The organism is Clostridium sp. CTA-1 (assembly GCF_054768215.1).
The window spans coordinates 42,269-66,279 of record NZ_BAAAAP010000015.1 but is presented as its reverse complement, the minus strand read 5'-3'; the positions used below and the strand labels follow the sequence as shown (position 1 = coordinate 66,279).

General features: G+C 28.3%; 27 protein-coding genes. 26 read left to right on the top strand and 1 reads right to left on the bottom strand.

Annotated features, from left to right (window positions below; translation table 11 throughout):
- The first annotated feature begins 113 nt into the window (after positions 1–113).
- Positions 114–1,559, top strand: coding sequence for a transcription termination factor Rho (gene rho, locus ACYUEW_RS12995; protein ID WP_042385937.1), 1,446 nt, complete (start codon positions 114–116; stop codon positions 1,557–1,559).
- Positions 1,560–1,598: 39 nt separating this feature from the next.
- Here rho and rpmE read toward each other — a convergent pair whose 3' ends face one another.
- On the bottom strand, positions 1,599–1,817 hold the full coding sequence (gene rpmE / locus ACYUEW_RS12990; protein WP_003487888.1) for a 50S ribosomal protein L31: 219 nt from the start codon (positions 1,815–1,817) through the stop codon (positions 1,599–1,601).
- Between the two features lie 226 nt (positions 1,818–2,043).
- Here rpmE and ACYUEW_RS12985 point away from each other — a divergent pair, with 226 nt between their 5' ends.
- From ACYUEW_RS12985 to spoIID, 25 genes are all read left to right on the top strand, one after another.
- On the top strand, positions 2,044–2,619 hold the full coding sequence (locus tag ACYUEW_RS12985) for a thymidine kinase (RefSeq protein ID WP_003356155.1): 576 nt from the start codon (positions 2,044–2,046) through the stop codon (positions 2,617–2,619).
- Positions 2,620–2,635: 16 nt separating this feature from the next.
- Entirely contained in the window at positions 2,636–3,553 is a 918-nt protein-coding gene (locus ACYUEW_RS12980) for a DUF1385 domain-containing protein (protein ID WP_003487885.1), read from the top strand.
- A 7-nt stretch (positions 3,554–3,560) separates the two neighbouring features.
- Positions 3,561–4,412: a peptide chain release factor N(5)-glutamine methyltransferase gene (gene prmC, locus ACYUEW_RS12975; protein ID WP_042385933.1), complete on the top strand. Its 852-nt coding sequence runs from the start codon at positions 3,561–3,563 to the stop codon at positions 4,410–4,412.
- Between the two features lie 78 nt (positions 4,413–4,490).
- Entirely contained in the window at positions 4,491–5,570 is a 1,080-nt protein-coding gene (prfA, locus tag ACYUEW_RS12970) for a peptide chain release factor 1 (RefSeq protein ID WP_172819847.1), read from the top strand.
- A gap of 27 nt (positions 5,571–5,597) precedes the next feature.
- A complete protein-coding gene (locus tag ACYUEW_RS12965) occupies positions 5,598–6,206 on the top strand; it encodes a hypothetical protein (protein WP_003487879.1) in 609 nt (202 codons plus the stop codon).
- Between the two features lie 60 nt (positions 6,207–6,266).
- On the top strand, positions 6,267–6,986 hold the full coding sequence (locus ACYUEW_RS12960) for a ZIP family metal transporter (protein WP_460276903.1): 720 nt from the start codon (positions 6,267–6,269) through the stop codon (positions 6,984–6,986).
- Between the two features lie 20 nt (positions 6,987–7,006).
- A complete protein-coding gene (locus tag ACYUEW_RS12955; protein WP_460276902.1) occupies positions 7,007–8,062 on the top strand; it encodes an L-threonylcarbamoyladenylate synthase in 1,056 nt (351 codons plus the stop codon).
- Positions 8,063–8,071: 9 nt separating this feature from the next.
- A complete protein-coding gene (locus ACYUEW_RS12950) occupies positions 8,072–8,524 on the top strand; it encodes a low molecular weight protein arginine phosphatase (protein WP_460276901.1) in 453 nt (150 codons plus the stop codon).
- A 59-nt stretch (positions 8,525–8,583) separates the two neighbouring features.
- The gene (rpiB, locus tag ACYUEW_RS12945) at positions 8,584–9,021 is read left to right on the top strand and encodes a ribose 5-phosphate isomerase B (protein WP_030032880.1); all 438 of its coding nucleotides are present in this window, start codon (positions 8,584–8,586) and stop codon (positions 9,019–9,021) included.
- A gap of 29 nt (positions 9,022–9,050) precedes the next feature.
- Positions 9,051–9,680 carry a uracil phosphoribosyltransferase gene (gene upp / locus ACYUEW_RS12940; protein ID WP_003491885.1) on the top strand — a complete coding sequence of 210 codons (630 nt, stop codon included), beginning with the start codon at positions 9,051–9,053 and terminating at the stop codon, positions 9,678–9,680.
- A gap of 710 nt (positions 9,681–10,390) precedes the next feature.
- Entirely contained in the window at positions 10,391–10,879 is a 489-nt protein-coding gene (locus ACYUEW_RS12935) for a deoxycytidylate deaminase (protein ID WP_003491904.1), read from the top strand.
- 106 nt (positions 10,880–10,985) lie between these two features.
- Entirely contained in the window at positions 10,986–12,020 is a 1,035-nt protein-coding gene (locus ACYUEW_RS12930; protein WP_003487872.1) for an MraY family glycosyltransferase, read from the top strand.
- Between the two features lie 13 nt (positions 12,021–12,033).
- Complete coding sequence (gene wecB / locus ACYUEW_RS12925) at positions 12,034–13,191, top strand: non-hydrolyzing UDP-N-acetylglucosamine 2-epimerase (RefSeq protein ID WP_042385924.1); 1,158 nt, start codon at positions 12,034–12,036, stop codon at positions 13,189–13,191.
- A 487-nt stretch (positions 13,192–13,678) separates the two neighbouring features.
- Entirely contained in the window at positions 13,679–14,047 is a 369-nt protein-coding gene (locus ACYUEW_RS12920) for an ATP synthase subunit I (RefSeq protein WP_003487870.1), read from the top strand.
- 14 nt (positions 14,048–14,061) lie between these two features.
- The gene (locus ACYUEW_RS12915; protein ID WP_003487869.1) at positions 14,062–14,742 is read left to right on the top strand and encodes a F0F1 ATP synthase subunit A; all 681 of its coding nucleotides are present in this window, start codon (positions 14,062–14,064) and stop codon (positions 14,740–14,742) included.
- A 41-nt stretch (positions 14,743–14,783) separates the two neighbouring features.
- Positions 14,784–15,026, top strand: coding sequence for an ATP synthase F0 subunit C (gene atpE / locus ACYUEW_RS12910; protein WP_003487868.1), 243 nt, complete (start codon positions 14,784–14,786; stop codon positions 15,024–15,026).
- 64 nt (positions 15,027–15,090) lie between these two features.
- Positions 15,091–15,570: a F0F1 ATP synthase subunit B gene (locus tag ACYUEW_RS12905; protein WP_003487867.1), complete on the top strand. Its 480-nt coding sequence runs from the start codon at positions 15,091–15,093 to the stop codon at positions 15,568–15,570.
- A gap of 2 nt (positions 15,571–15,572) precedes the next feature.
- Positions 15,573–16,112, top strand: a complete 540-nt coding sequence (locus ACYUEW_RS12900) for a F0F1 ATP synthase subunit delta (RefSeq protein WP_003487864.1) — start codon at positions 15,573–15,575, stop codon at positions 16,110–16,112.
- Positions 16,113–16,122: 10 nt separating this feature from the next.
- Positions 16,123–17,637: a F0F1 ATP synthase subunit alpha gene (gene atpA / locus ACYUEW_RS12895; protein WP_460276900.1), complete on the top strand. Its 1,515-nt coding sequence runs from the start codon at positions 16,123–16,125 to the stop codon at positions 17,635–17,637.
- Positions 17,638–17,658: 21 nt separating this feature from the next.
- Positions 17,659–18,507 carry an ATP synthase F1 subunit gamma gene (gene atpG, locus ACYUEW_RS12890; RefSeq protein ID WP_043030922.1) on the top strand — a complete coding sequence of 283 codons (849 nt, stop codon included), beginning with the start codon at positions 17,659–17,661 and terminating at the stop codon, positions 18,505–18,507.
- 13 nt (positions 18,508–18,520) lie between these two features.
- On the top strand, positions 18,521–19,909 hold the full coding sequence (gene atpD, locus ACYUEW_RS12885) for a F0F1 ATP synthase subunit beta (protein ID WP_003487857.1): 1,389 nt from the start codon (positions 18,521–18,523) through the stop codon (positions 19,907–19,909).
- 30 nt (positions 19,910–19,939) lie between these two features.
- Positions 19,940–20,341, top strand: coding sequence for a F0F1 ATP synthase subunit epsilon (locus ACYUEW_RS12880; protein WP_043030923.1), 402 nt, complete (start codon positions 19,940–19,942; stop codon positions 20,339–20,341).
- A gap of 190 nt (positions 20,342–20,531) precedes the next feature.
- Entirely contained in the window at positions 20,532–21,239 is a 708-nt protein-coding gene (locus ACYUEW_RS12875) for a YwmB family TATA-box binding protein (protein WP_003487853.1), read from the top strand.
- 23 nt (positions 21,240–21,262) lie between these two features.
- On the top strand, positions 21,263–22,519 hold the full coding sequence (gene murA, locus ACYUEW_RS12870; RefSeq protein ID WP_003487852.1) for a UDP-N-acetylglucosamine 1-carboxyvinyltransferase: 1,257 nt from the start codon (positions 21,263–21,265) through the stop codon (positions 22,517–22,519).
- Positions 22,520–22,778: 259 nt separating this feature from the next.
- Positions 22,779–23,855 carry a stage II sporulation protein D gene (spoIID, locus tag ACYUEW_RS12865; RefSeq protein ID WP_257412365.1) on the top strand — a complete coding sequence of 359 codons (1,077 nt, stop codon included), beginning with the start codon at positions 22,779–22,781 and terminating at the stop codon, positions 23,853–23,855.
- Positions 23,856–24,011: the final 156 nt, after the last annotated feature.

The following is a 24,011-nucleotide window of genomic DNA, read 5'->3' as shown; positions in this document are numbered from 1 at the left end:
AGGGTATAATCTATTTTGAAAGATTTTCTAAAATTTAACTACTCTTTTTAACCTAAGTTTTGATATTTTCCTGTTATTTAATATATATAATTTAATAGAGAGAGGGGATTTTTTTGATAAATAAGGATTATGAAAGCATGACCGTTAAAGAATTAAGAGAAATAGCTAAAAAGCTTGATATAAAAAATATTTCTAAGTTTAAAAAAAGTGAACTTATAGAAGAAATAAAAACTTCACAGTCAACAGCTATAGAGAAAGATGGAAAAATTTTAGTTGAAAAAATATCACCTAAAGTTATAAAAAATGGAAACTATATACATAATAAAATCACTAAAGAAAATAGTGTCAATGAAGAAAAAACTAATTCTCTTATGAAAAACAGCGAAGAAAATAAAGCGGAAAGATTAAAAGAGATGATAAATGAATCACAAAGAGCTAAAGGTGTTTTGGAGATTATAGAAAATAATAATTATGGATTTTTAAGAGGACAAAATTATTTGTCAGGTCCCGAAGATATATATGTATCTCCATCACAAATAAGAAGATTTAATTTAAGAACAGGTGACGAAGTTGAAGGAAAAGTTAGAATACCAAAGGATGGAGAAAAGTTTAAAGCTTTAATATACGTAGAAAGGGTAAATGGAGAAAATCCTGAAAAAGCAGTAGGAAGAAAACCTTTTGAAAGCTTAGTACCTATATATCCTAATGAAAGGATTAAACTTGAAACAAGTTCACAAGACTTATCTACAAGATTAATGGATATAATATCACCTATAGGAAAAGGACAAAGAGGAATGATAGTAGCCCCTCCTAAAGCAGGTAAAACTACTCTTCTAAAAAAGATAGCCCAAAGCATTTCCCGAAATAATCCATTATGTAAACTTATAGTACTTTTAATTGATGAGAGACCAGAAGAAGTAACAGATATGCAAAGATCTATTAAAGGAGAAGTAATATACTCAACCTTTGATGAAGAGCCAGAGCATCATACAAAGGTTACTTATATGGTTTTAGAAAGAGCTAAAAGAATGGTAGAGCAAGGACAGGATGTTGTTATATTATTAGATAGTATAACAAGATTGTCTAGAGCATATAATTTAACTATTACCCCAACAGGTAGGACATTATCAGGTGGATTAGATCCTGGTGCATTAGTAATGCCAAAGAAATTTTTTGGGGCAGCTAGAAATATTGAAAATGGTGGAAGCTTAACCATATTAGCTACAGCTTTAACTGAAACAGGAAGTAGAATGGATGACATGATATTTGAGGAGTTTAAGGGTACTGGAAATATGGAAGTACATCTTAATAGAAAACTTCAAGAAAGAAGAATATTCCCTGCTTTAGATATTTATAAATCAGGTACAAGAAGAGATGATTTATTATTTACAGATTCTTTAGAAAAAGAAACTGCATTTAATATAAGAAAGCTTCTTTATGAGGAAAATAATGTGGAAAATGTAACTGAACAAGTTTTAAGTATATTATCTAAAACTAAGACTAATGAGGAATTTGTAAATATAATAAGCAAAATGGATATGAATAAAAATAATAAATAGAAAATAAATAAAACCTAATCCGAAAGATTAGGTTTTATACTATTTAACGTCTTCGCTAGATAGGTTGAATTTTTTCATGAATTTATCAACTCTTCCACCAGCATCAACTATTTTTTGTTTTCCAGTAAAGAATGGATGACATTTTGAACAAATTTCTACTTTTAATTCTTTATTAGTTGATCCAGTTGTAAAAGTATTACCGCATGCACATTTAACTACAACGTCATGGTTATATTCTGGATGTATTCCTTCTCTCATTTATTTTCACCTCTTTCGAATTGGTCTTATCACTATTTTAACTACATTATTATAACATAGGCATTTAAATGAAGTCAACAAATTACGGATATTGCATAAATTACTTAAAAATACTAATATAATAAAGAATTAAATAATTATATGTAAATTTTTCCTATAATAAATTCTTTATTATACTAATTAGTTTTGATAAAATATACTTGTTTATTAAAATGGAGGTGTTTTTATGTATGGTCCCAAAGATCATGGGTGGATTGAAGTTGTAGCAGGTCCTATGTATAGTGGCAAAACGGAAGAATTAATAAGACGGATAAGAAGAGCGGAAATAGCAAAGCAAAAAGTTCAAGTTTTTAAACCTGAAATAGATAACAGATATAGTAAACAGGATGTTGTGTCTCATGCAGGAGATAAAATTCAGTCAGTACCAGTTAAAAGTAGTAAAGAAATATTAGAAAAACTTTTAGATGATACAGATGTAATAGGGATAGATGAAGCACAATTTTTTGATGATTCTTTGGTTGAAATAGTAAGTAAAATAGCTAATAATAATAGAAGAGTTATTTGTGCAGGACTAGATATGGATTTTAAAGGAGAACCCTTTGGTCCAATGCCTAAACTTATGGCTATAGCAGAATTTGTAGATAAAATACAAGCCGTATGTATGGTTTGCAATAATCCAGCTACAAGAACTCAAAGACTTATAAATGGAAAGCCAGCGAAAAAATCTGACCCAGTAGTATTAATAGGTGCACAAGAGTCTTATGAAGCTAGATGTAGAAAGTGTCATTGTGTTCCAAGATAAATAATGAGGTGATTAAGTGGGGAAAAGTACTAGCGTTGGAGGACAAGCAGTTTTAGAAGGGGTAATGATGAGAGGGAAAAAGGGTATAGCAACGGCAGTTAGAAAAACAAATGGAGAAATAGTTGTAAATAAAGAAGACTATACACCTTATACTAAAAAAACTTTTTTCTTTTCTCTACCAATAATAAGAGGTTTTGTATCTCTTATCGAATCTTTAGTAATAGGCATAAAAACTTTAAATTATTCTGCATCATTTTTTGAAGAACAGGTTGAAGAATCTAAATTTGATAAGTGGTTTAATAAAGTTTTTAAAGACAAAGCAGATAACATTTTAATTGGAATAACATTACTAATATCTTTTATTATATCTGCAGTAGTATTTTTTATTTTTCCAACTTTTATAGCTAATTTTTTTAAAAAAATAGGTATACAAAGTACTTTATTATTAAATATAATAGAAGGAATAATAAGAATAGCTATATTTTTATTATATATTTTATTAATAAGTAATATGGAAGATATAAAAAGAGTGTTCCAATATCATGGAGCAGAGCATAAGACTATATTTTGTTATGAAAATCATATGGAACTAACACCTGAAAATGCTATAGAATTTACAAGATTTCATCCAAGGTGTGGAACGAATTTCTTGTTTTTAGTTATGATTGTAAGCATACTTTTATTTTCACTTACAGGATGGAGTAACATATGGCAAAGAATTTTATATAGAATAATATTATTGCCTGCGGTTTCAGGGGTTACCTATGAAATTATAAAATGGTTAGGTAAAAGTAATAGTAATTTTGCAAAAATCATAGCATATCCAGGGCTTATGTTACAAAAACTAACAACTAAAGAACCTGATTTAAAGCAATTGGAAGTAGCTATAATGGCTTTAAAAGCAGCAGAAGGAATTGAAAATTCAATGGAGTGATGTTAATTTGTTATTAAAAGATTTGCTGGTAGAAGGATATGGTATTTTAAAAAAAGAATCTATAGATAGCTATCAAATAGATACTCAACTTTTATTAGGGAAAACATTAAAAAAAGATAGATTGTTTATTTTGACTAATCCTGATTATCATATAAAAGAGGAAGAGAAAAAAAAATATTTTCAATTAATAGACCTTAGAAAAAATAAAATGCCTATGAAATATATATTAGGTACAACTGAATTTATGGGACTAGATTTTAATATAAAAAAGGGAGTATTAATACCAAGACCAGATACAGAAATATTAGTAGAAACGGTTTTGGAGGAAATAAAAAATAAGAATTATAAGCAAATTTGTGATGTTTGTTGTGGCAGTGGTATTATAGGAATTACTATAGGATATACTTTAAATAATACAGAAATAATTTGCTATGATATAGAAGATGTGCCATACAATACTACTAAAGAAAATATACTTAAACATAATCTTCAAGATAGAATTAAAGTTTTAAAAAGTGATTTACTTACAGAAGCAATAAAAGGAAAAAGAAAGTTTGATATTATAGTGTCTAACCCACCATATATAAGGGAAGATGTTATTGAAACACTTATGGATGATGTTAAAAAATATGAACCCTTTGAAGCTTTGTGTGGTGGAAAAGATGGATTGTTTTTTTATGAGGGGATAATAAAGCAAAGTTTAGAAGTGCTAAATGATGGGGGAACCATAGCTTTTGAAATAGGTTATGATCAAAAAATACAGGTTTCTCACATTTTACATGAGTATGGTTTTAAGGATATATTATGTATAAAAGATTTAGCTGGAAAAGACAGAGTTATAAAAGCTAGAAAGTATTAAAATTCACAGGTTAGTTGTAAATGCTTTATAAAGTATGATATAATATAAAATTGTGAAAATATATATACGGAGTGAGAAATAATGTTAGAAAGACTTAATTTTATAGAAAATAAATATGAAGAACTATCAAATAAAATAAGCGACCCTTCAGTTATGGCAAATCAAAAAGAATGGCAAAAACTTTGTAAAGAGCATGCTGATTTAGAAATTATAGTTAATACATATAGAGAGTATAAAAAAGCACAAGAGGATTTAGAATCAGATAAAGAGATGTTAAGAGAAGAATCAGACAAAGAACTAAGAGAAATGGCACAGGAAGAAATAAAAGAGTTAACTTTAAAGTTAGAAGATTTAGAAAGAGAATTAACTATATTGTTATTACCAAAAGATCCTAACGATGATAAAGATGTATTTATAGAAATTAGAGCAGGTGCTGGTGGAGATGAAGCGGCTTTATTTGCTTCTAACTTATTAAGAATGTATACAAGATATGCAGAAAGAAAAAACTGGAAAGTAGAAACTATGAGTTTAAATGCTACGGACATAGGTGGATTTAAAGAAGTTACTGTAGCAGTTAAAGGAAAAGGAGCTTATAGTAGATTAAAATATGAAAGTGGAGTTCACAGAGTTCAAAGGGTTCCAGATACAGAATCAAGTGGCAGAATTCATACTTCTACAGCTACTGTAGCTGTGCTTCCTGAAGTAGACGATGTAGATATAAACATAAACGCTAATGACTTAAGAATCGATGTTTATAGAGCCTCAGGTCATGGTGGACAGTGTGTAAATACTACAGATTCTGCTGTAAGAATAACTCACTTACCAACAGGTCTTGTAGTTACATGTCAAGATGAAAAGTCACAATTAAAAAATAAAGAAAAAGCAATGAAGGTTTTAAAAGCTAGATTATTTGAAGCTGCAGAAGCTGAAAGAGCAGCATCTATAGCAGAAGATAGAAAAAGTCAAGTTGGTACTGGGGATAGAAGTGAAAGAATAAGAACTTATAATTATCCTCAAGGAAGAATTACAGACCATAGAATAGGTTTAACATTATATAAATTAGAAACTTTTTTAGATGGGGATATAGATGAAGTTATAGAAGCTTTAGTTACAGAAGATCAAGCGGAAAAAATGAAAGATTTAGGTAGAGTTAACTAATATTAATTAAGGAAAGAAGAGGTAATTATGGATTTAAACAAAGGCCTTAGAAATCAAAAGAGATCTTATAAAAGATTTGTTGTGATTATGAGCTTTATTTTTATCCTATTGCCTCTAATTTTATATTTGTATAATAAAATTTATGATATTTTTTATGTTAGCTATTTAATTATAATTGAAGTTCTAATTATAATGGCTATAATAATTAGAACAGACAGAGAAAAATTAAAATTTGAATATTCTAATAATAGATTGAAGATTGTATTAGGGATAATAAATAGAAAATTAAATATAGTTTGTGATAAAGTAGCATTAGTTCACATAGAGCAATATAACAATATATATGATATAGAAGATTTTAGGATAGTATTATTAACTACATCAAAATTTAGAAATAAAAGAATAATAAAAGTTAACGAGAAATTCCTTAAGTTACATAATTACACTGCAAATTTTTATTATAAACTTAAAAAAATTGATCCTGAAAAAGATTTTTATTATACAATTATAAAAAGGGGAGGACTTAAAAAGTATTATTTATTAGATGCACTATATAGAACTTGCGTATATGCTCATTTTACAGAGGAATGTATAGAAAAAATAAAAGAACTTAGAAAAGAAATAGAGATGGATTAGAATATTTGATAAATTATAATAATAAATATCATATGTAAACAATAAAAAAAAGGTGATTTTTTGAGTAAACTTTTATTTATTATTGTAATGGGAACTATTATATCTTTATCAGGGACAATGATAGGAGCTATAATAGGGATATCTTTAAAAGACCCTTCTGAAAAACTTCTTTGCAAATTCATGGGATTTTCAGCAGGCCTTATGTTGTCTATAGTGATTTTTGATTTAATACCAGAAGCTTTAAATACATGGGATTGTTTTGGAGTTTCAATTTTTTTAGTACTAGGGATACTAATTGTATATTTTATTGATAAAAATACAAATAGTATAGATATAAATATGCATAAGAAGGTAGCATTTATGACGGCTCTAGGTCTTATATTGCACAATTTCCCAGAAGGTATATTAATGGGTGTTGGGTTTCAAGCAGGAAATAGATTAGGGCTGAAAATGGCACTTATTATATCCATACACGATATACCAGAAGGTATAGCGGTGGCCACTCCTTTAATAGCATCTAATGAAAAAAAGAGTAAAACTTTGTTTTATGTTTTTCTTACTGCAATTCCTACATTGTTTGGTGTATTCTTAGGTTCTTATATTGCAAATATATCTAAAAATTTTTTAAGTATACTTTTATCACTTGCTTCAGGAATAATGATTTATGTTGTATGTGCTGAAATGATTCCAGAATCAAGAGACTTAGGAGATAAAGTTACCTCATATTTTTATATGATAGTAGGTATTATAGCTGGATTGATTATAATAAAACTACTATAAAACTTAGGATGGTGTTTATTATGAAAACAAAAGTTGTGAGATTAGATGAAAACAATATAGATGAGCATGTCATAAGTAAGGCTGGAAATATATTAAGACAAGGTGGGCTTGTAGTATTTCCTACAGAAACTGTATATGGATTAGGAGCTAATGCTTTAGATAAAGATGCAGTAAAAAAAATATTTGAAGCAAAGGGGAGACCACAGGATAACCCTTTAATAGTTCATATTTCTAAGGTGAAAGATATAGAGAAATTAGTTGAAAAAATACCACCTATAGCTCAAAAATTAATGGATAAATTTTGGCCTGGGCCTATGACTATAATATTAAAGAAAAAAGATATAATACCAAACGAAACTAGTGCAGGTTTAGATAGTATAGGAATTAGGATGCCATCTAATAAAATAGCAATGGAACTTATTTCTATGGCAGGTGTACCTATAGCTGCACCTTCAGCAAATTTATCAGGGAAACCTAGCCCAACAGATTTAGAAACCTGTGTAGGGGATTTAGATGGTAGGGTAAATGCAATATTAGGTGGGGATAATTCTGAAGTAGGTGTTGAATCTACCGTAATAGATTGTACAATTGATCCACCTTGTATTTTAAGGCCAGGTGGAATAACATTAGAAATGTTAAAAGAAGTAGATTCTAATATATATATTGATCCAGCTATAATGAAAAAGCCAGATAAAGAATTGAGACCAAAGGCACCAGGTATGAAATATAGACATTATGCACCAAAGGCTCCATTAAAAATAATTAAAGGGGATTTAAATAAAACTATTGAAAAAATTAATGAAATGGTGCAAAATTATATAGATGCAGAAAAGAAGGTAGGAATTATTGCTACAGATGAAACTATAGACAATTATAAAAAAGGTGAGGTGGTTTCTATAGGAAGTAGAAAAGATTTAAACACCATTGCCCATAACTTGTTTTATGTTTTAAGAACCTTTGATGAAAAGAATGTAGATTTAATTTTATCTGAAGCATTTGAAGAAAAAGATATGGGAGTAGCTATAATGAATAGGCTAAAGAAGTCAGCTGGCTATGATATTATAAATTTAGATTAGGAGGTACTAATGAATATATTATTTGTTTGTACAGGAAATACCTGTAGAAGTTTTATGGCAGAGGCTATATTTAATTCTTTAAATGATATGGAAGAAATAACTGCTAAATCAGCAGGTATAGCTGTGGTGCCTGGAAGTGTTTCATCAGGTAATGCTTGTAAAATAATTAATGAAGATATTAATATAGACCTATCTAATAGAGAAGCAATTCAATTAGATGAAGAGATATTAGATCAATCAGATCTAATACTAACTATGACATATTCAGCTAAAGATTTATTATCCAATTTATCTCAGGAGGATAGTGATAGAATTTTTTGTGTAACTGAATATGTAGGGCAAAAAGGTGAGATTTTAGATCCTTTTGGTGGAGATATAGAAGTTTATAAAAGTACTTATAAACAATTAAAAAATGTCATTTTATTATTATTAAAAAAATTAAAAGAAGATAGACAAAACTAATAGGTGGTTTATCTTCTTTTTTTGCAAAAATTAATATAAATAATGTGGAGGTGTTTTAAATGAAAATAGCTTTAGGAAGTGATCATGCAGGATTACCTTTGAAAAATGAAATAATAAAACATTTAGAAGGTAAAGGAATAGAAATAAAAGACTTTGGTACATATACAGAAGAATCCTGTGATTATCCAGATTATGCACAAAACGTTGCAGAAAAGGTTGTAGCTAAAGAATTTGATTTTGGAATATTAGTATGTGGAACAGGTATAGGTATAAGTATAGCTGCTAATAAAGTCAAAGGAGTTAGAGCAGCTTTGTGTAGTGACACTTTTAGTGCTCATGCATGCAGAGAACATAACAATGCTAATATATTAGCTCTAGGCCAAAGAGTTGTAGGTGTAGGATTAGCATTAGATATAGTAGATAATTTTTTAAATGCTAAATTCCAAGGTGGAAGGCATGAAAACAGAGTCAACAAAATGATGGAAATAGAAAAATAATATAAGAGATAACTAGGAGGAAACCATAAATGAGTAAAGTAACACAAATAGGACATCCATTAATTCTTCATAAATTAGCCTTAATTAGAGATAAAAATACTGGTTCTAAAGATTTTAGAGAATTAGTAGAAGAAGTAGCTATGCTTATGGCTTATGAAGTTACAAGAGATTTACAAGTAGAGGAAGTTGAAATAGAAACTCCTATATGTAAAACAAAATGCAAAATGCTATCAGGTAAAAAAGTAGCAATAGTTCCAATATTAAGAGCAGGCTTAGGTATGGTTGGTGGCATGACTAGTCTAATACCAGCAGCAAAAGTGGGACATATAGGACTTTATCGTGATGAGGAAACTTTAAAACCTGTAGAATATTTCTGTAAATTACCTCAAGATATTGGTGATAGAGATGTAATTGTTACAGATCCAATGCTTGCTACAGGAGGATCTGCCAAAGATGCAATAACATTATTAAAACAAAAAGGAGCAAAACATATAAGATTAATGTGTCTTGTAGCAGCTCCAGAAGGAATTAAAGAAGTTATGGACGAACATCCAGATGTAGACATATATGTAGCTTCTGTAGATGAGAAACTTAATGAAAAAGGCTATGTAGTTCCAGGCTTAGGAGATGCAGGAGACAGACTATACGGAACAAAATAAGAAAATTACGACTTAACCGCCCTTAAAGGTTGATAATTAAAACAAGAAATACTTTTAGTCAATAGATAGCTATAAAAATAAAGGAATGCTAATATTAGTTCACAAATAAAGTGTTCTGATTATTTTTATAGATATCTATTTTTCCTAAAAGTATTTCTTGTTTTAATACCTTTAAAAGCTGTTATAATAATTAATATTTAGGTTTATATAAGAAAATTTTAGTTTAAGTGGATATCTAAAATCTATCATTTTGATATAGTTACTTACTAATGGGAACAATTGAATAGCCGCTTCATATGTAATAATTATTGACATAGCCAGAAATCTTTAGTAGATATTTTATATAGTTCAAAATTATTTTTCATTAGAAATATTAAACTAGAAATAAGTTGTTATAAATAGAAGTTGCAAACTAAGTAGGGATAGTAATGACTTCAGTAAGTTCATACGAAATAAAACTTGCTGAAGTCATTATTTTTATTTTATTAAATTTGTTTGCTACCGCAAATGCTTTAAATATAATTTGAATTTCTTAGCGAATTGAGACGCCTTTGTAGCCACACATCCCTTTTTAATAGGTTGTGGTATAACTTACTTTAAGTCGTAATTTTCTTAAAATGTTCTTAAATACTTTTAATTATTTGGGTTTTATTATAGAATAAAGTAGAGTTATAATTAAAATTTTATTTATACTATATATGGAGGGCGTAATGGATAGAGTAGATAAGAACAATTATTATTTAGATATATGTGAGACTATTTTAGAAAGAGGCACATGCCTTAGAAGAAACTTTGCTGCTATAATAGTTAAGAATGATGAGATAATGGCAACAGGGTATGCAGGAGCACCTAGAGGAAGAAAAAATTGTTGTGATTTAGGATATTGTAAAAGGGAAGAGCTAAAGGTACCTCGAGGTACTAGATATGAACTTTGTAGATCTGTTCATGCAGAACAGAATGCTATCATATCTGCTAGAAGACAAGACATGATAGCATCAACTATGTATTTAGTTGGTAAAGAATATAATACTGGTAAATATGTGGCCAATGCTGGTCCTTGTTCTCTTTGTAAAAGATTTATAATAAATTCTGGTATTGATAAAGTAGTTATAAGAGATTCAAAAGAAAAATTTAGAATTATACAGGTTGAGGAATGGATAGAAAATGATGATTCATTAGATGGTGATGGATCTTATTAATTAAAAATAAATTGATTTATAGCTCTTTTGTTTATCATAGCTGGTTTGGCATAGTTAATGTTGATTAAATAATAAGTCCTGTAATTAGATTAAGGAGAGTTTTATAATGGATACAAAATTATACATAATTGGAGCTATTACAGCTATAGTGCTATCAGTTATTTTAACACCTATAGTAAAAAAAGCTGCATTTATACTAGGTGTAGTAGATATACCTAAGGATGAAAGAAAAATTCATAAAAAACCTATACCACTTTTAGGTGGTATAGCAATATACATATCTTTTGTAGTTGCCTTGATATTAAAAAAAGGCCCTCTAACTTTAGAAGAAATAGGAATAATATTAGGATCTACTGTTATAGTTATAGGTGGATTTATTGATGATAAGTATGATATTTCTCCTATAAAAAAGATTATATTTCAATTAGCTGCAGCTATTTGTTTAATAATGTGTGGATTAAAAATACAATTTATAACTAATCCTTTTGATCAAGCTACATTATATGTGGGATTGCATGCTTTGGCTATACCTATAACTATATTATGGGTCATAGGTATAACTAACGCTTTAAATTTAATAGATGGTCTTGATGGATTGGCAGCAGGAGTTGCATTAATTTCATGTATTACAATGTTTGTAATAGCTGTTTTAAATCAAAGATGGGAAGCAGCTATATTAACTAGTATATTAAGTGGTTCTATATTAGGATTCTTGCCTTATAACTTTAATCCAGCATCCATATTTATGGGGGATACTGGATCCCAACTTTTAGGATTTTTGCTAGCAGCTATATCTATAGAGGGAGCTATTAAGTCTGCTACAGCTTTTGCTATAGTTGTACCAATATTAGCATTAGGATTACCTATATATGACACATTATTTGCTATGATTAGAAGAAAAATAAATGGAAAACCAATAATGCAAGCAGACAGGGGTCATCTTCATCATAGGCTTTTAGATATGGGATTAACTCAACGTCAAGCAGTTATAATAATGTATTTAATAAGTGCTGTATTAGGAAGCTTTGCTATAATAGCTATGCAAATAAGTAATCAAAAGTCATATTTTTTACTTACAGCAATAATGTTAGCTCTTATATTAATAGCATGGAAATGTGGATTTTTTAGTCATAAAGAATAAGGAGGCAAGGAAAGTGGATAAGATAAAAACTATTACTATATTTGGAACTAGACCAGAAGCTATAAAAATGGCACCTTTAGTTAAAGAACTAGAAAAAAGAGAAGAAATAGAAAATAGGGTATGTGTGACAGCACAACATAGAGAAATGTTAGATCAAGTTTTACAATTATTTGATATAAAACCAGATTTTGATCTTAATATAATGAAATCAAAACAAAGTCTTACAGGTATAACTACAAGAGTGTTAGAAGGATTAGAAGAAATTTTTGAAAAAGAAAAACCTAATTTAATATTAGTTCATGGTGATACAACTACAACTTTTGCAGGAGCCTTAGCAGGTTTTTACAAGCAAATAAAAGTAGGGCATGTAGAAGCTGGATTAAGAACTTTTGATAAGTATTTTCCTTTCCCAGAGGAAATGAACAGAAAACTTACAGGAAGTATAGCAGATTTAAATTTTGCCCCTACTATAGGTTCTAAAAATAACTTATTAAGAGAGGCTATAGATGAAGACAGCATATTTGTAACAGGAAATACGGTTATAGATGCTATGGAGTTTACTGTAGAACAAGATTACGTTTTTGAAAATAAAGATTTAAATAAAATAGATTATAAAAATAAAAAAGTAATAATGGTTACAGCTCATAGAAGAGAAAATTGGGGAGAAGGTATAGAAAATATATGTAATGCATTAAAAACTATAATAGAAAAATACAAGAATGTGGAGATTGTATATTTAGTTCATTTAAACCCAGTGGTAAGAGATACAGTTTATAGTATCTTAGGAGATTTAGAAAGAGTACATTTATTAGATCCATTAGATACAAAAGAAACACATAATTTAATGAATAAATGTTATATGTTAATGACAGATTCAGGTGGACTTCAAGAAGAAGCACCTCATTTAGGTAAACCAGTTTTAGTACTAAGAGATGTAACGGAAAGACCAGAAGCTGTAAAAGTAGGAACAGTTAAGCTTGTGGGGACAGATAAGGAAGTTATAACTAAAGAAGCCTCCGATTTAATAGAAAACAAACAAAAATATGATGTTATGAGCAAAGCTATAAATCCATATGGGGATGGTAAGGCATCAACTAGAATAGTAGATAGTATATTATACTATTTTGATAAGATAGAAAAAAGACCAGAAGAGTTTGAAATTAATAAATAATAAAACAAAATATGGGTAAAATAAAGAGCAATATAAATATTATTTATTTATATTGTTTTTTTATTAAAAACAATTGAAAGAATCAAAAACCATTAATTCATTATTATTTTGCGAAATTGTAACAATTACTATATAAAACAGTGATATTTATAATGAATTTATAATGAATTTATAATGAATTTATAATTAAATTATAAGTTTTCTGAAAAAAATTATGAAAATTGAAAAAAAAGTATAAAAAAATTATGAAAAACAAAATATTTGGAATTGTGAATTAAATGATGAAATTGCATAAAATGTTTTAAAACATTCTTACAGTAAGGAATTCATATTTATTTGGAGATAAGTAATGGTTAAAAGTATGTAAAACGTTTAAATTGCCAATAATAGGCCTAAAAGGTGATAAATAAGTATAATTAAAATTTTGACTATTATACTATAAGTTATATAATAAGTTATCACAAAGATGACTCCGGAGGATTTGTAATTGATAGCAGAAATTAAAAAAATGATTTCTAAAATAATAATATTTAATATCATTATAGGAACAATTTTTTTTATTACTATTAGTTTTATTTTTAATATTAGATATGGTTTTTATTTTTTAATAGGATTAATATTATCTAATGTTAACCTGTTTATAAATGCTAAAATCACTAATATGGTAGTAGTAAAAAATAAAAGTCCTATATTTTCTATGCTAAGTTTTTTTATTAGAATTATTACCGTGTGTGTAATAGGCTTAGTATTGTCTAAAAACAATACAAAAAATATTATTCCTTTTTTACTTGGATATAGTTCAAATTTTATATCTATAATATTTTATGGAACAAATTTAGGTAAAAATGAAGTATAAAAGGAAGTGATGAATTGGAAAAGATTTTACCATTATTTTATATTAATTTGTTTGGATATAAGTTTGGTATTACTTCAACTTTAATAACTCAATGGGTAATTATTGTAATAATATCTTTAATGAGCATTATATTGACAAGAAATCTAAAGAAAGTTCCAGATAAAAAACAAACAATTATGGAAATAATGTTAAATTCTGTTAGGGGTTTAGTTAATGAAAATATGGGACCAGAATTTAAAAAATTTGTCCCATATGTAGGAACATTAATGATATATCTACTACTTATGAATTTAATGGGATTATTAGGTTTAAAACCACCAACTTTAGATTTAAGTCTAGTGGCAGGAATAGCAGTAATATCTTTTATAGTAATACAAGGATATGCCATAAAGAAAAGTGGAGCAACACATTATTTGGCAGGATATGGGAAGCCGTATTTGTTTTTATTACCTTTAAATATATTGGAAAGGATTATGTTACCAGTATCTTTAAGTCTAAGGTTATTTGGTAATATGACTGCAGCAGTACTTATTATGGACTTGGTTTATTCAGCTTTATCTAGAGTAAGTTCTTTTGCACAATTGGTAATACCTATTCCATTCCATATATATTTTGATTTGTTTGATGGAACAATTCAAATGTTTATATTTGTTATGTTAACTATGATTAATATAAAAGTAATATCAGAACATTAATTAAGAAATATAATTTTTTTAAATTTAAGGAGGAATTTGTTATGGATCCAAAAGCATTTGTATCAGGAATGGCGGCTTTAGGAGCAGGAATAGCAGCATTAGCTTGTATAGGAGCAGGTATAGGAACAGGTAATGCTACAGGAAAGGCAGTAGAAGGAGTTTCAAGACAACCAGAAGCAAGTGGTAAGATTATGAGTACTCTTCTTATAGGTAGTGCTTTTTCAGAAGCAACAGCAATTTATGGATTAATAGTAGCATTAATTTTAATATCTAAGGTAGTTTAATTTTATAAGTATCTATTTACATAGGAACTTATAAAATTAAAAGCCGAAGGGAGGCTTTTAATATATGGAAATAAGCATTCCGCAAGTCATAGCTTCAATATTAAATTTTATTATACTGCTTTTAATATTAAAACATTTTTGGTTTGATAAAATAACTGCTGTAGTTGATTCAAGACAAAATGAAATAATAACTAAAATAGAAGATGCAGATAGAAATCAAAAAATAGCATTAGATCTAAAAGAAAAAAATCAATTAGAACTAAGCAATGCAAAAAAACAAGGTAAAACTATAGTAGAAGATTATAAATCAAAAGCTGAAACAGTATATGAGGACATTGTTAAAGAAGCTCATGAAGAAGCAGATAGAATAATAGAAAGATCAAGATTAGAAGCGGAAAGACAAAAGAAAAATGCGGAAGATGAAATAAAGACAGAAGCAGTAGAACTTGCTGTATTAGTTTCTTCTAAAGCATTCGAAAAAACTATAGATGATCTTGAGCATAGAAGACTTATAAAGGATTTTATAAGTAAGGTAGGTATATAGCTATGTATGAATATTTAGATAGGAGATATGCTCTAGCTCTTTATGAAATAGCAGAACAGAACAATAAAGTAGATGAATATTTAAAAGATCTAAAAGATGTAGTAAATGTAATAACAAATAACGAAGATATTTTAAATGTACTAAAGCATCCAGAAATAAGCACTTCTAGAAAGAAGGATATATTTACTGAAATATTTAAAGATAAAGTAGACGATGAGATTTTATCATTTTTATTAGTATTAATAGATAAAGATAGAATTTTGTATTTAAGAGAAAAGCTAAAGGAAATGGAAAAAATATATCTAGAAAAGAATAACATGATTTTAGCTAATGTTAAAACTGTAATTCCACTATTAAAAGAAGAAAAAGAAGAGCTAATAAAAAAATTAGAAAATAAATATAATAAAACAATAATATTAGAAGAAGAATTAGATAAAAACATACTTGGTGGAGTATATGTAAGAGTTGGAGATGACGTTTTAGATGGTACTCTAAGTACAAAATTAAAAGACATAAAAAAAATGATGCTCAAAAGAGAATAGAGGTGAGACTATGCATATAAAGCCAGAAGAAATAACATCAATAATAAAACAACAAATAGAAAAATTTAATACTAACGTAGAGACTGTAGATTCTGGAACAATAATTCAAATTGGAGATGGAATTGCTAGAGTTTATGGATTGCAAGATTGTATGGAAGGAGAACTTATAGAGTTCCCAAATGATGTTTATGGAATGGCTCTAAACCTAGAACAAGATAATGTAGGTTGCGTTTTACTAGGGTCTGAAGAAGGTATAAAAGAAGGAAATGTAGTAAAAAGAACTGGAAAAGTAGTTGAAGTACCTGTAGGAGAAGCCTTAGTAGGAAGAGTAGTAAATTCTTTAGGGATGGCTATAGATGGGAAAGGACCAGTTTTAACTAATGAAACTAGAGCAGTTGAAGTGCAAGCACCAGGAGTTATAGATAGACAGTCTGTAAAAGAACCATTGCAAACAGGAATAAAAGCTATAGACTCCATGATACCTATAGGTAAAGGGCAAAGAGAGTTGATTATAGGGGATAGACAAACAGGAAAAACGGCTATAGCAATAGATACAATACTTAACCAAAAGGATAATGATGTAATATGTATATATGTTGCTATAGGACAAAAACAATCTACAGTAGCACATATAGTTAATGACTTAACTAAAATGGGAGCCATGGACTACACTATAGTAGTTTCCTCTACAGCATCAGATTCAGCTCCTTTACAATATTTATCTCCTTATGCTGGATGCAGCATGGGTGAATACTTTATGCATAAAGGAAAAGATGTTTTAATAGTATATGATGATTTATCTAAGCATGCGGTAGCTTATAGAACAATGTCTCTATTACTTAGAAGACCACCAGGAAGAGAAGCTTATCCAGGAGATGTATTTTATTTACATTCAAGATTGCTAGAAAGATCTGCTAGATTGTCAGAGAAGCTAGGAGGAGGTTCATTAACAGCCTTACCTATAGTAGAAACTTTAGCAGGAGATGTTACTGCATATATACCAACTAACGTTATATCAATAACGGATGGTCAAATATTCTTAGAAGCTGATTTGTTTAATGCAGGACAAAGACCAGCGGTTAACGCAGGAATATCAGTATCAAGGGTTGGTGGAAATGCTCAAATTAAGGCTATGAAACAAGTAGCTGGTACATTGAGATTAGATTTAGCACAATATAGAGAATTAGCAGCTTTCTCTCAATTCGGATCTGATTTAGATAAAGAATCAGTGAAAAGATTGGAAAAAGGTAAAAGATTGGTTGAGATATTAAAACAACCTCAATACAGACCTATGCCTGTTGAAAAAGAGATAATAATTCTTTATGGCGTAGTTAATAATCATCTTTCAGATATACCTGTAAATAAAATAAAAGCATTTGAAGAAGAATTATTTAAATATATGGATACTCATTATAGAGAAATAGAAAAAGAGATATTGGAAAAGAAACAATTAACTGATGAGCTTAAAAGCAAGCTAGATAAAGCTATTAATGATTTTAAAAATGTATTTTTATCAGAGATGTAATATCTCTGAAGGAGGTAAGATATGGCAGGCGCAGGGCTTATCGGAATAAGAAGAAGAATAAAATCTGTAACCAATATAAGAAAAATCACAAAAGCTATGGGGCTTGTGGCTACTGCTAAACTTAGAAAAGCTAGGGTTAATTTAGAAATAAATAAAAAATACTATAATAAGTATGAATTAGTATTAAAAGATATAATTAACTCTATGGAAGATAAAAATATTTATATAGATGGCAATGATAGTGATAATAAGCTATATGTTATATTTACATCTGATTCAGGTCTTTGTGGTAGCTTTAATGTAAACATAATAAACAATGTTATAGATGAAATAAAAAAAGATGGAGAGAAATCTTCGGCTATAGTGATAGGACAAAAAGGAAGAATGTATTTAAAGAAATTAGGTGTAAAAACTTTAGCAGAATACATAGAAATACCTGATGTTCCTACAGCAAAAGAAGCTAGAACTATAGCACAGAGTATAATTGAACTTTATAGCACTAAAAAAATAGGAGAAGTTTTCTTAGTATATTCAGAGTTTTATTCACCTGTTAAACAGCAGGTTTTAATTAATAAAATATTACCATTTACTAAAGAAAATAAAAATGATAATAGATATATAGAATTTAATCCTTCAATAACTCAGGTGATGGATGAAGTTTTAGAAAATTACTTAAAAGCAACGGTATTAAATTGTTTTTATAATTCAAAAGCTAGTGAAAATGGTTCTAGAATGACAGCAATGAATGGTGCGACAGATAATGCTAATGATTTGCTAGATAATTTAAATGTACAATTTAATAGATTAAGACAAAGTGCTATTACACAAGAAATATCAGAAATAGTTGGTGGTGCAGAAGCTCAAAGGTAGGAGGTGTACTATAGTGCCAAACTTAGGAAAAGTTATACAAATAATAGGACCAATTATAGATATAAAATTTGATTCGGAAAATCTTCCAGATTTATTTAATGCATTGGAAATAAATGCTGGCGATAAAAAAGTTATAGCTGAAGTTGAACAACATATAGGAGATGACACAGTTAGAGCTATAGCTATGGAAAGTACTGAAGGACTAAGAAGAGGTATGGAAGTTTTAGATACAGGAAGTCCAGTTTCAGTACCAGTAGGTAAAGAAGTTTTAGGAAGATTATTTAATGTTTTAGGAAACCCTATAGATGAAGTAGGAGAATTTACATCAAATGAAAGTTATCCTATTCATAGATCAGCTCCAAGTTTTGAAGAACAATCTGTAGAACCAGAGATATTTGAAACAGGTATAAAAGTAATAGATCTATTAGCGCCTTATCAAAAAGGTGGAAAAATAGGTTTATTTGGAGGAGCAGGAGTAGGAAAAACTGTATTAATACAAGAGTTGATAAATAATATAGCTAAAGAACATGGTGGACTATCAGTATTTACAGGTGTTGGAGAAAGAACTAGAGAAGGAAACGATCTTTACTATGAAATGAAAGAATCAGGAGTTTTGGAAAAAACAGCATTGGTATTTGGACAAATGAACGAACCACCAGGAGCTAGAATGAGGGTAGCGCTTACAGGTTTGACAATGTCAGAATACTTTAGAGACCAAGGTCAAGATGTATTGTTGTTTATAGATAATATCTTTAGATTTACTCAAGCAGGATCAGAAGTTTCAGCTCTTTTAGGAAGAATTCCAAGTGCAGTTGGATACCAACCAACTTTAGCTACTGAAATGGGAGCTCTTCAAGAGAGAATAACATCTACAAAAAATGGTTCTATAACATCTGTTCAAGCAGTATATGTTCCAGCGGATGATTTAACAGACCCAGCACCAGCGACAACATTTACTCACTTAGATGCAACAACAGTTTTATCAAGATCTATAGCAGAGCTTGGAATTTATCCAGCAGTAGACCCATTAGAGTCTTCATCCAGAATGCTAGATCCTAGAATAATAGGTGAAGAACATTATGATGTAGCTATAAAGGTTAAAAATATACTTGAAAGATATAGAGAACTTCAAGATATAATAGCTATATTAGGTATAGATGAGCTTTCAGAAGAAGATAAATTAGTAGTTGGTAGAGCAAGAAGAATACAAAGATTTTTATCTCAACCATTTACAGTAGCAGAACAATTTACAGGAATGCAGGGTAAATATGTGCCTATAAAAGAAACTGTTAAAGGTTTTAAAGAAATATTAGAGGGTAAACATGATAATATTCCAGAATCAGCTTTCTTATTCCAAGGAACCATGGAAGAGGTTTTAAAGAAAGCAGAGGAAATGGAATAGAATTATAATAGGTTAATAGAGGAGAATAATATGAAAGATAATATAGAACTTACTATATTTACTCCTGAAAAAAACATTAAAATTGGAGAGATAAAAGAAGTAATAACCGAAGGATTAGATGGCAAATTAGCGATACTTCCTAATCATGTCAATATGATTACTTATTTAAAGCCAACTATTACGACATATATAGATTTAAATGGCAATAAAAAAAATATATTTACATCTAGTGGAGTATTAAAAGTAGATGATAAAAATATATATATTATCTGTGATGCTAGTGAAAAACCAGAAGATATAGATATAAATAGAGCAGAAAATGCTAAAAAAAGAGCAGAGGAAAGATTACTAAATAAAAAAGAAATAGATGTAAAAAGAGCAGAATTAGCATTGTTTAGATCTATTGCTAGAATTAAAACTAAAGAACATTAGAGAAATTTTTATAGCTTACAAGGTATACATAACTTTAATATTAAAGTTATGTATACCTTGTAAGCTTTTTTTGTAAGTATTTTAAAAACAATTCACACTTTTTATTGAGAACTATATATTAATAATATATTAGGATTGAATATAATTAGAAATTTATGTAAATAATCTAAAGAGAAAGGGGGAGATATAAATGAAGAAAAGAATAAAATTTGGCATATTAATTATTTTATTATTTTCTATAATAGCAGTTTTATTTATACCCAAGAATTATTCTAAAGCAAAAGATAAGGATGAGTTATTTTTTGAAATAGTAGATAAAACAAATAGTAATATAGTTGAAGTAGGAAGTAATGTAACTTTTTCTGCAAAATCACAAAATGAAGAAATTGCTAAAGAAATATGTTCGTATTTAAGATTAGATAAAGATTTTAATAAAAAATACCTTAATAAAAATGGTAATTATAATATATATTTTTATAACAAAGAGATGTCAGGAAATATAAGTATAAAAGAATATAATGATGAAAATATAGTCATGATAGATTTTAAAAGTTCTACATTAAACAAGAGCTTTATAAATTTTAAAAATAATTTAAAGTCATATTTAAGCTTTAAAAATAAAAAAGACTATATTTTTCAATATTTAAAAGCAGAAAATAATAGTAAAAATTTAAAAAAATTAAATGATGATATAAATTTAATTTTAAATAAAAATGGTGCTAGGAATATAGAAACAATAAAAATAGATAATGGATATAGCACTACAGCTTATACAAAACGATATACTCCAATAAAGGTCTGTGGTAAAAAAATAGATTTTAATCATGCTGTATGTAAATATAATTCAGAAAAAACCTACTTAATATTAGGAACACCACAGATAAACCTAACATATTAGTAATATCGAAATGGAGGATAATAATGGATAAGATAGTGATTAATGGTGGAAATAAATTAAAAGGTGATGTAAACATAAGTACAGCTAAAAATTCAGTATTACCAATCATTGCAGGTAGTATATTGAGTGGAGATAAATGTGTTATAGATAACGCGCCAATGCTAGAAGATGTGTTTGTTATTGGAGAAATTTTAAAAAGTATTTCAGCTAAGGTGAATATAGATGAGGTTAACAATAGAGTTATAATAGATTCTAAACCAGTGGATAATTTAGAACCTGATAGTGATTTAGTTAAGAAAATGAGGGCATCATTTTTATTAATGGGTCCTATGATGTCTAGATTTGGAAGGTTTAAAATATCATTACCTGGAGGATGTAATATAGGTACAAGACCTATAGATTTACATTTAAAAGGATTCACTGCCCTTGGAGCAAAAGTTAATATAGGCCATGGTTATGTAGAAGCCGTGGCAGATAAATTGATAGGAAATAAAATTTATTTAGATTTTCCTTCTGTAGGGGCTACAGAAAATATAATGATGGCATCAGTTATGGCAGAAGGAGAAACTATTATAGAGAATGCAGCAGAGGAACCAGAAATAGAGGATTTAGGAAGATTTTTAAACAGTATAGGAGCAAAGGTTATAGGGGCAGGAACAGATACAGTAAGAATAATGGGTGTTAATGAATTAAAGGGAGCAACACATAGACCTATATATGATAGAATAGAAGCAGGAACTTTTATGATAGCTGCTGCTATAACTAAGAGTAAAATAAAAATAAATGGTGTTATAGAAGAACATTTAAAACCCATAATTGCAAAGTTAACAGAAATGGGTGTTGATATAAAAATAAAAGGAGAAACTGCTATAGTAGATGGAAGAAAAGTATTAAATCCAGTAGATATAAAAACTATGCCTTATCCAGGCTTTCCAACAGATATGCAAGCTCAAATGATGGCTTTATTGTCTACTATAAAAGGAACCAGTATTATTACAGAAACTATATTTGAAAATAGGTTTATGCATGTATCTGAAATGAAGAGAATGGGTGCAGATGTAAAAATAGATGGAAGAAGTGCCGTAATAGAAGGTGTAAGTAAATTAACAGGAACAGAAGTTAAAGCTACAGATTTAAGGGCAGGAGCAGCTCTTATATTATGTGCTCTAGTGGCTGAAGGCAAAACGGAAATAACTGATGTTTATCATATAGATAGAGGATACGTAAAGATAGAGGAAAAGTTAAATAAATTAGGAGCAGATATTATACGAGTAAATTAAAATTTAATAATTGTATATGATGAATAACTCATGGTGATTATTTGCTATGAGTTTTTTTATTATATTTATATGTAAACTTTTGAGTTTATTTTAAAAATTTACTTAGCATTAAAATTATAATAATTTGTGTATACATATAGGAAATAATATTTAAGCTTATAACAAAATTATAATTAAGTTTTAGCTTATCTTTTAGCATAATACACCTTTATGAAAAATATAATTGTATAGAAAACTTTATTATGAAAAGAGGGAAAACATGAGAAGATTAAATAGGTATACTAATATTAATAAGTTAGTTATAACAATAATAAGTACTGTTTGTATTATGTTAATTTTAAGCTTTGTGTTATCTTTTAGTGGAAACAAAGAGCAAAAGGTTAAGAATCCCATAAATAAGATCGGGCTAGAGAAGAAAAAACAAGAAGAAAAGGTAGATATAAATAAAAAATATAAAGTGGAATCAGAGCCACAGGTTAGAGTTTATTTTGTTAATGAAAAGGTTGTAAGATCAATACCTTTAGAAGAATATGTAAAGGGTGTTGTTTCAGCGGAAATGCCAGCAGAGTTTCATATAGAAGCACTAAAGGCTCAAGCAGTAGCGGCTAGAACATATGCCTTAGCTCATATGAAAGGTTTTGGTGAAAATCAATATAATAAAAGAATAAATGCAGATGTATGTGATAGTGTTCAGTCTCAAGTTTTTATGCCTAAGGATAAAAGAATAAAATCTTGGCCAAAAGGAAAGAGAAATGAATATTGGAATAAAATAGAAGAAAGCGTTAATAGTACTAAGGGAAATGTACTTGTATATAACAATGAAATAGTTATGGCTCCATATTATTTTGCTACTAGTAATGGAAAAACAGAAAATAGCGAAAATGTGTTTAATAGTGACGTTCCTTATTTAAAAAGTGTAAAAAGTCCAGGAGAAGAGAGGGCTCCTAAATTTAAGAGCAGTAAAAAAATTACTTATGATGAATTTATAAAAATTATAAAAAAACAATATCCTAAGTGTAATATAAATAAAAAAGATATAAATAAAAAAATAATAATAAAGGATAAAACAGAAAGTGGTAGTATTAAAAAAATTAAAATAGATAATATAGAAATTAAAGGTACAGAATTTAGAAAAATTTTAGGGTTAAATTCATCTAAATTTTCCTTAGAATTTAAAGATAACTATTTTATAGTTAATTGTAATGGGTATGGACATAATGTTGGAATGAGTCAATGGGGAGCAAATAGTATGGGTAAATCAGGAGAAAAATATGATTATATACTTAAACATTATTATAAAGGAGTAGATATAGAAATTCTTAAATATAAAAATTAGTGTTAATAAATTTATGGATTGGCATTTATAATCATAAGTTTTTATATAACATAGAACTTTAAAATTTATATAAGTGTATGCCTAAGAATAGATTTAATTTTAATATAGCAAAAATAAAAAATATACATTATAAACATATTAATAAGACTTATGTGA

Coding starts and splice junctions, on each gene's coding strand:
- rpmE (WP_003487888.1), bottom strand. CDS start 1,817: ATGAGAGAAGGAATACATCCAGAATATAACCATGACGTTGTAGTTAAA.
- ACYUEW_RS12985 (WP_003356155.1), top strand. CDS start 2,044: ATGTATGGTCCCAAAGATCATGGGTGGATTGAAGTTGTAGCAGGTCCT.
- ACYUEW_RS12965 (WP_003487879.1), top strand. CDS start 5,598: ATGGATTTAAACAAAGGCCTTAGAAATCAAAAGAGATCTTATAAAAGA.
- ACYUEW_RS12955 (WP_460276902.1), top strand. CDS start 7,007: ATGAAAACAAAAGTTGTGAGATTAGATGAAAACAATATAGATGAGCAT.
- ACYUEW_RS12950 (WP_460276901.1), top strand. CDS start 8,072: ATGAATATATTATTTGTTTGTACAGGAAATACCTGTAGAAGTTTTATG.
- rpiB (WP_030032880.1), top strand. CDS start 8,584: ATGAAAATAGCTTTAGGAAGTGATCATGCAGGATTACCTTTGAAAAAT.
- upp (WP_003491885.1), top strand. CDS start 9,051: ATGAGTAAAGTAACACAAATAGGACATCCATTAATTCTTCATAAATTA.
- ACYUEW_RS12935 (WP_003491904.1), top strand. CDS start 10,391: ATGGATAGAGTAGATAAGAACAATTATTATTTAGATATATGTGAGACT.
- ACYUEW_RS12930 (WP_003487872.1), top strand. CDS start 10,986: ATGGATACAAAATTATACATAATTGGAGCTATTACAGCTATAGTGCTA.
- atpE (WP_003487868.1), top strand. CDS start 14,784: ATGGATCCAAAAGCATTTGTATCAGGAATGGCGGCTTTAGGAGCAGGA.
- ACYUEW_RS12905 (WP_003487867.1), top strand. CDS start 15,091: ATGGAAATAAGCATTCCGCAAGTCATAGCTTCAATATTAAATTTTATT.
- ACYUEW_RS12900 (WP_003487864.1), top strand. CDS start 15,573: ATGTATGAATATTTAGATAGGAGATATGCTCTAGCTCTTTATGAAATA.
- atpA (WP_460276900.1), top strand. CDS start 16,123: ATGCATATAAAGCCAGAAGAAATAACATCAATAATAAAACAACAAATA.
- atpG (WP_043030922.1), top strand. CDS start 17,659: ATGGCAGGCGCAGGGCTTATCGGAATAAGAAGAAGAATAAAATCTGTA.
- ACYUEW_RS12880 (WP_043030923.1), top strand. CDS start 19,940: ATGAAAGATAATATAGAACTTACTATATTTACTCCTGAAAAAAACATT.
- ACYUEW_RS12875 (WP_003487853.1), top strand. CDS start 20,532: ATGAAGAAAAGAATAAAATTTGGCATATTAATTATTTTATTATTTTCT.
- murA (WP_003487852.1), top strand. CDS start 21,263: ATGGATAAGATAGTGATTAATGGTGGAAATAAATTAAAAGGTGATGTA.
- spoIID (WP_257412365.1), top strand. CDS start 22,779: ATGAGAAGATTAAATAGGTATACTAATATTAATAAGTTAGTTATAACA.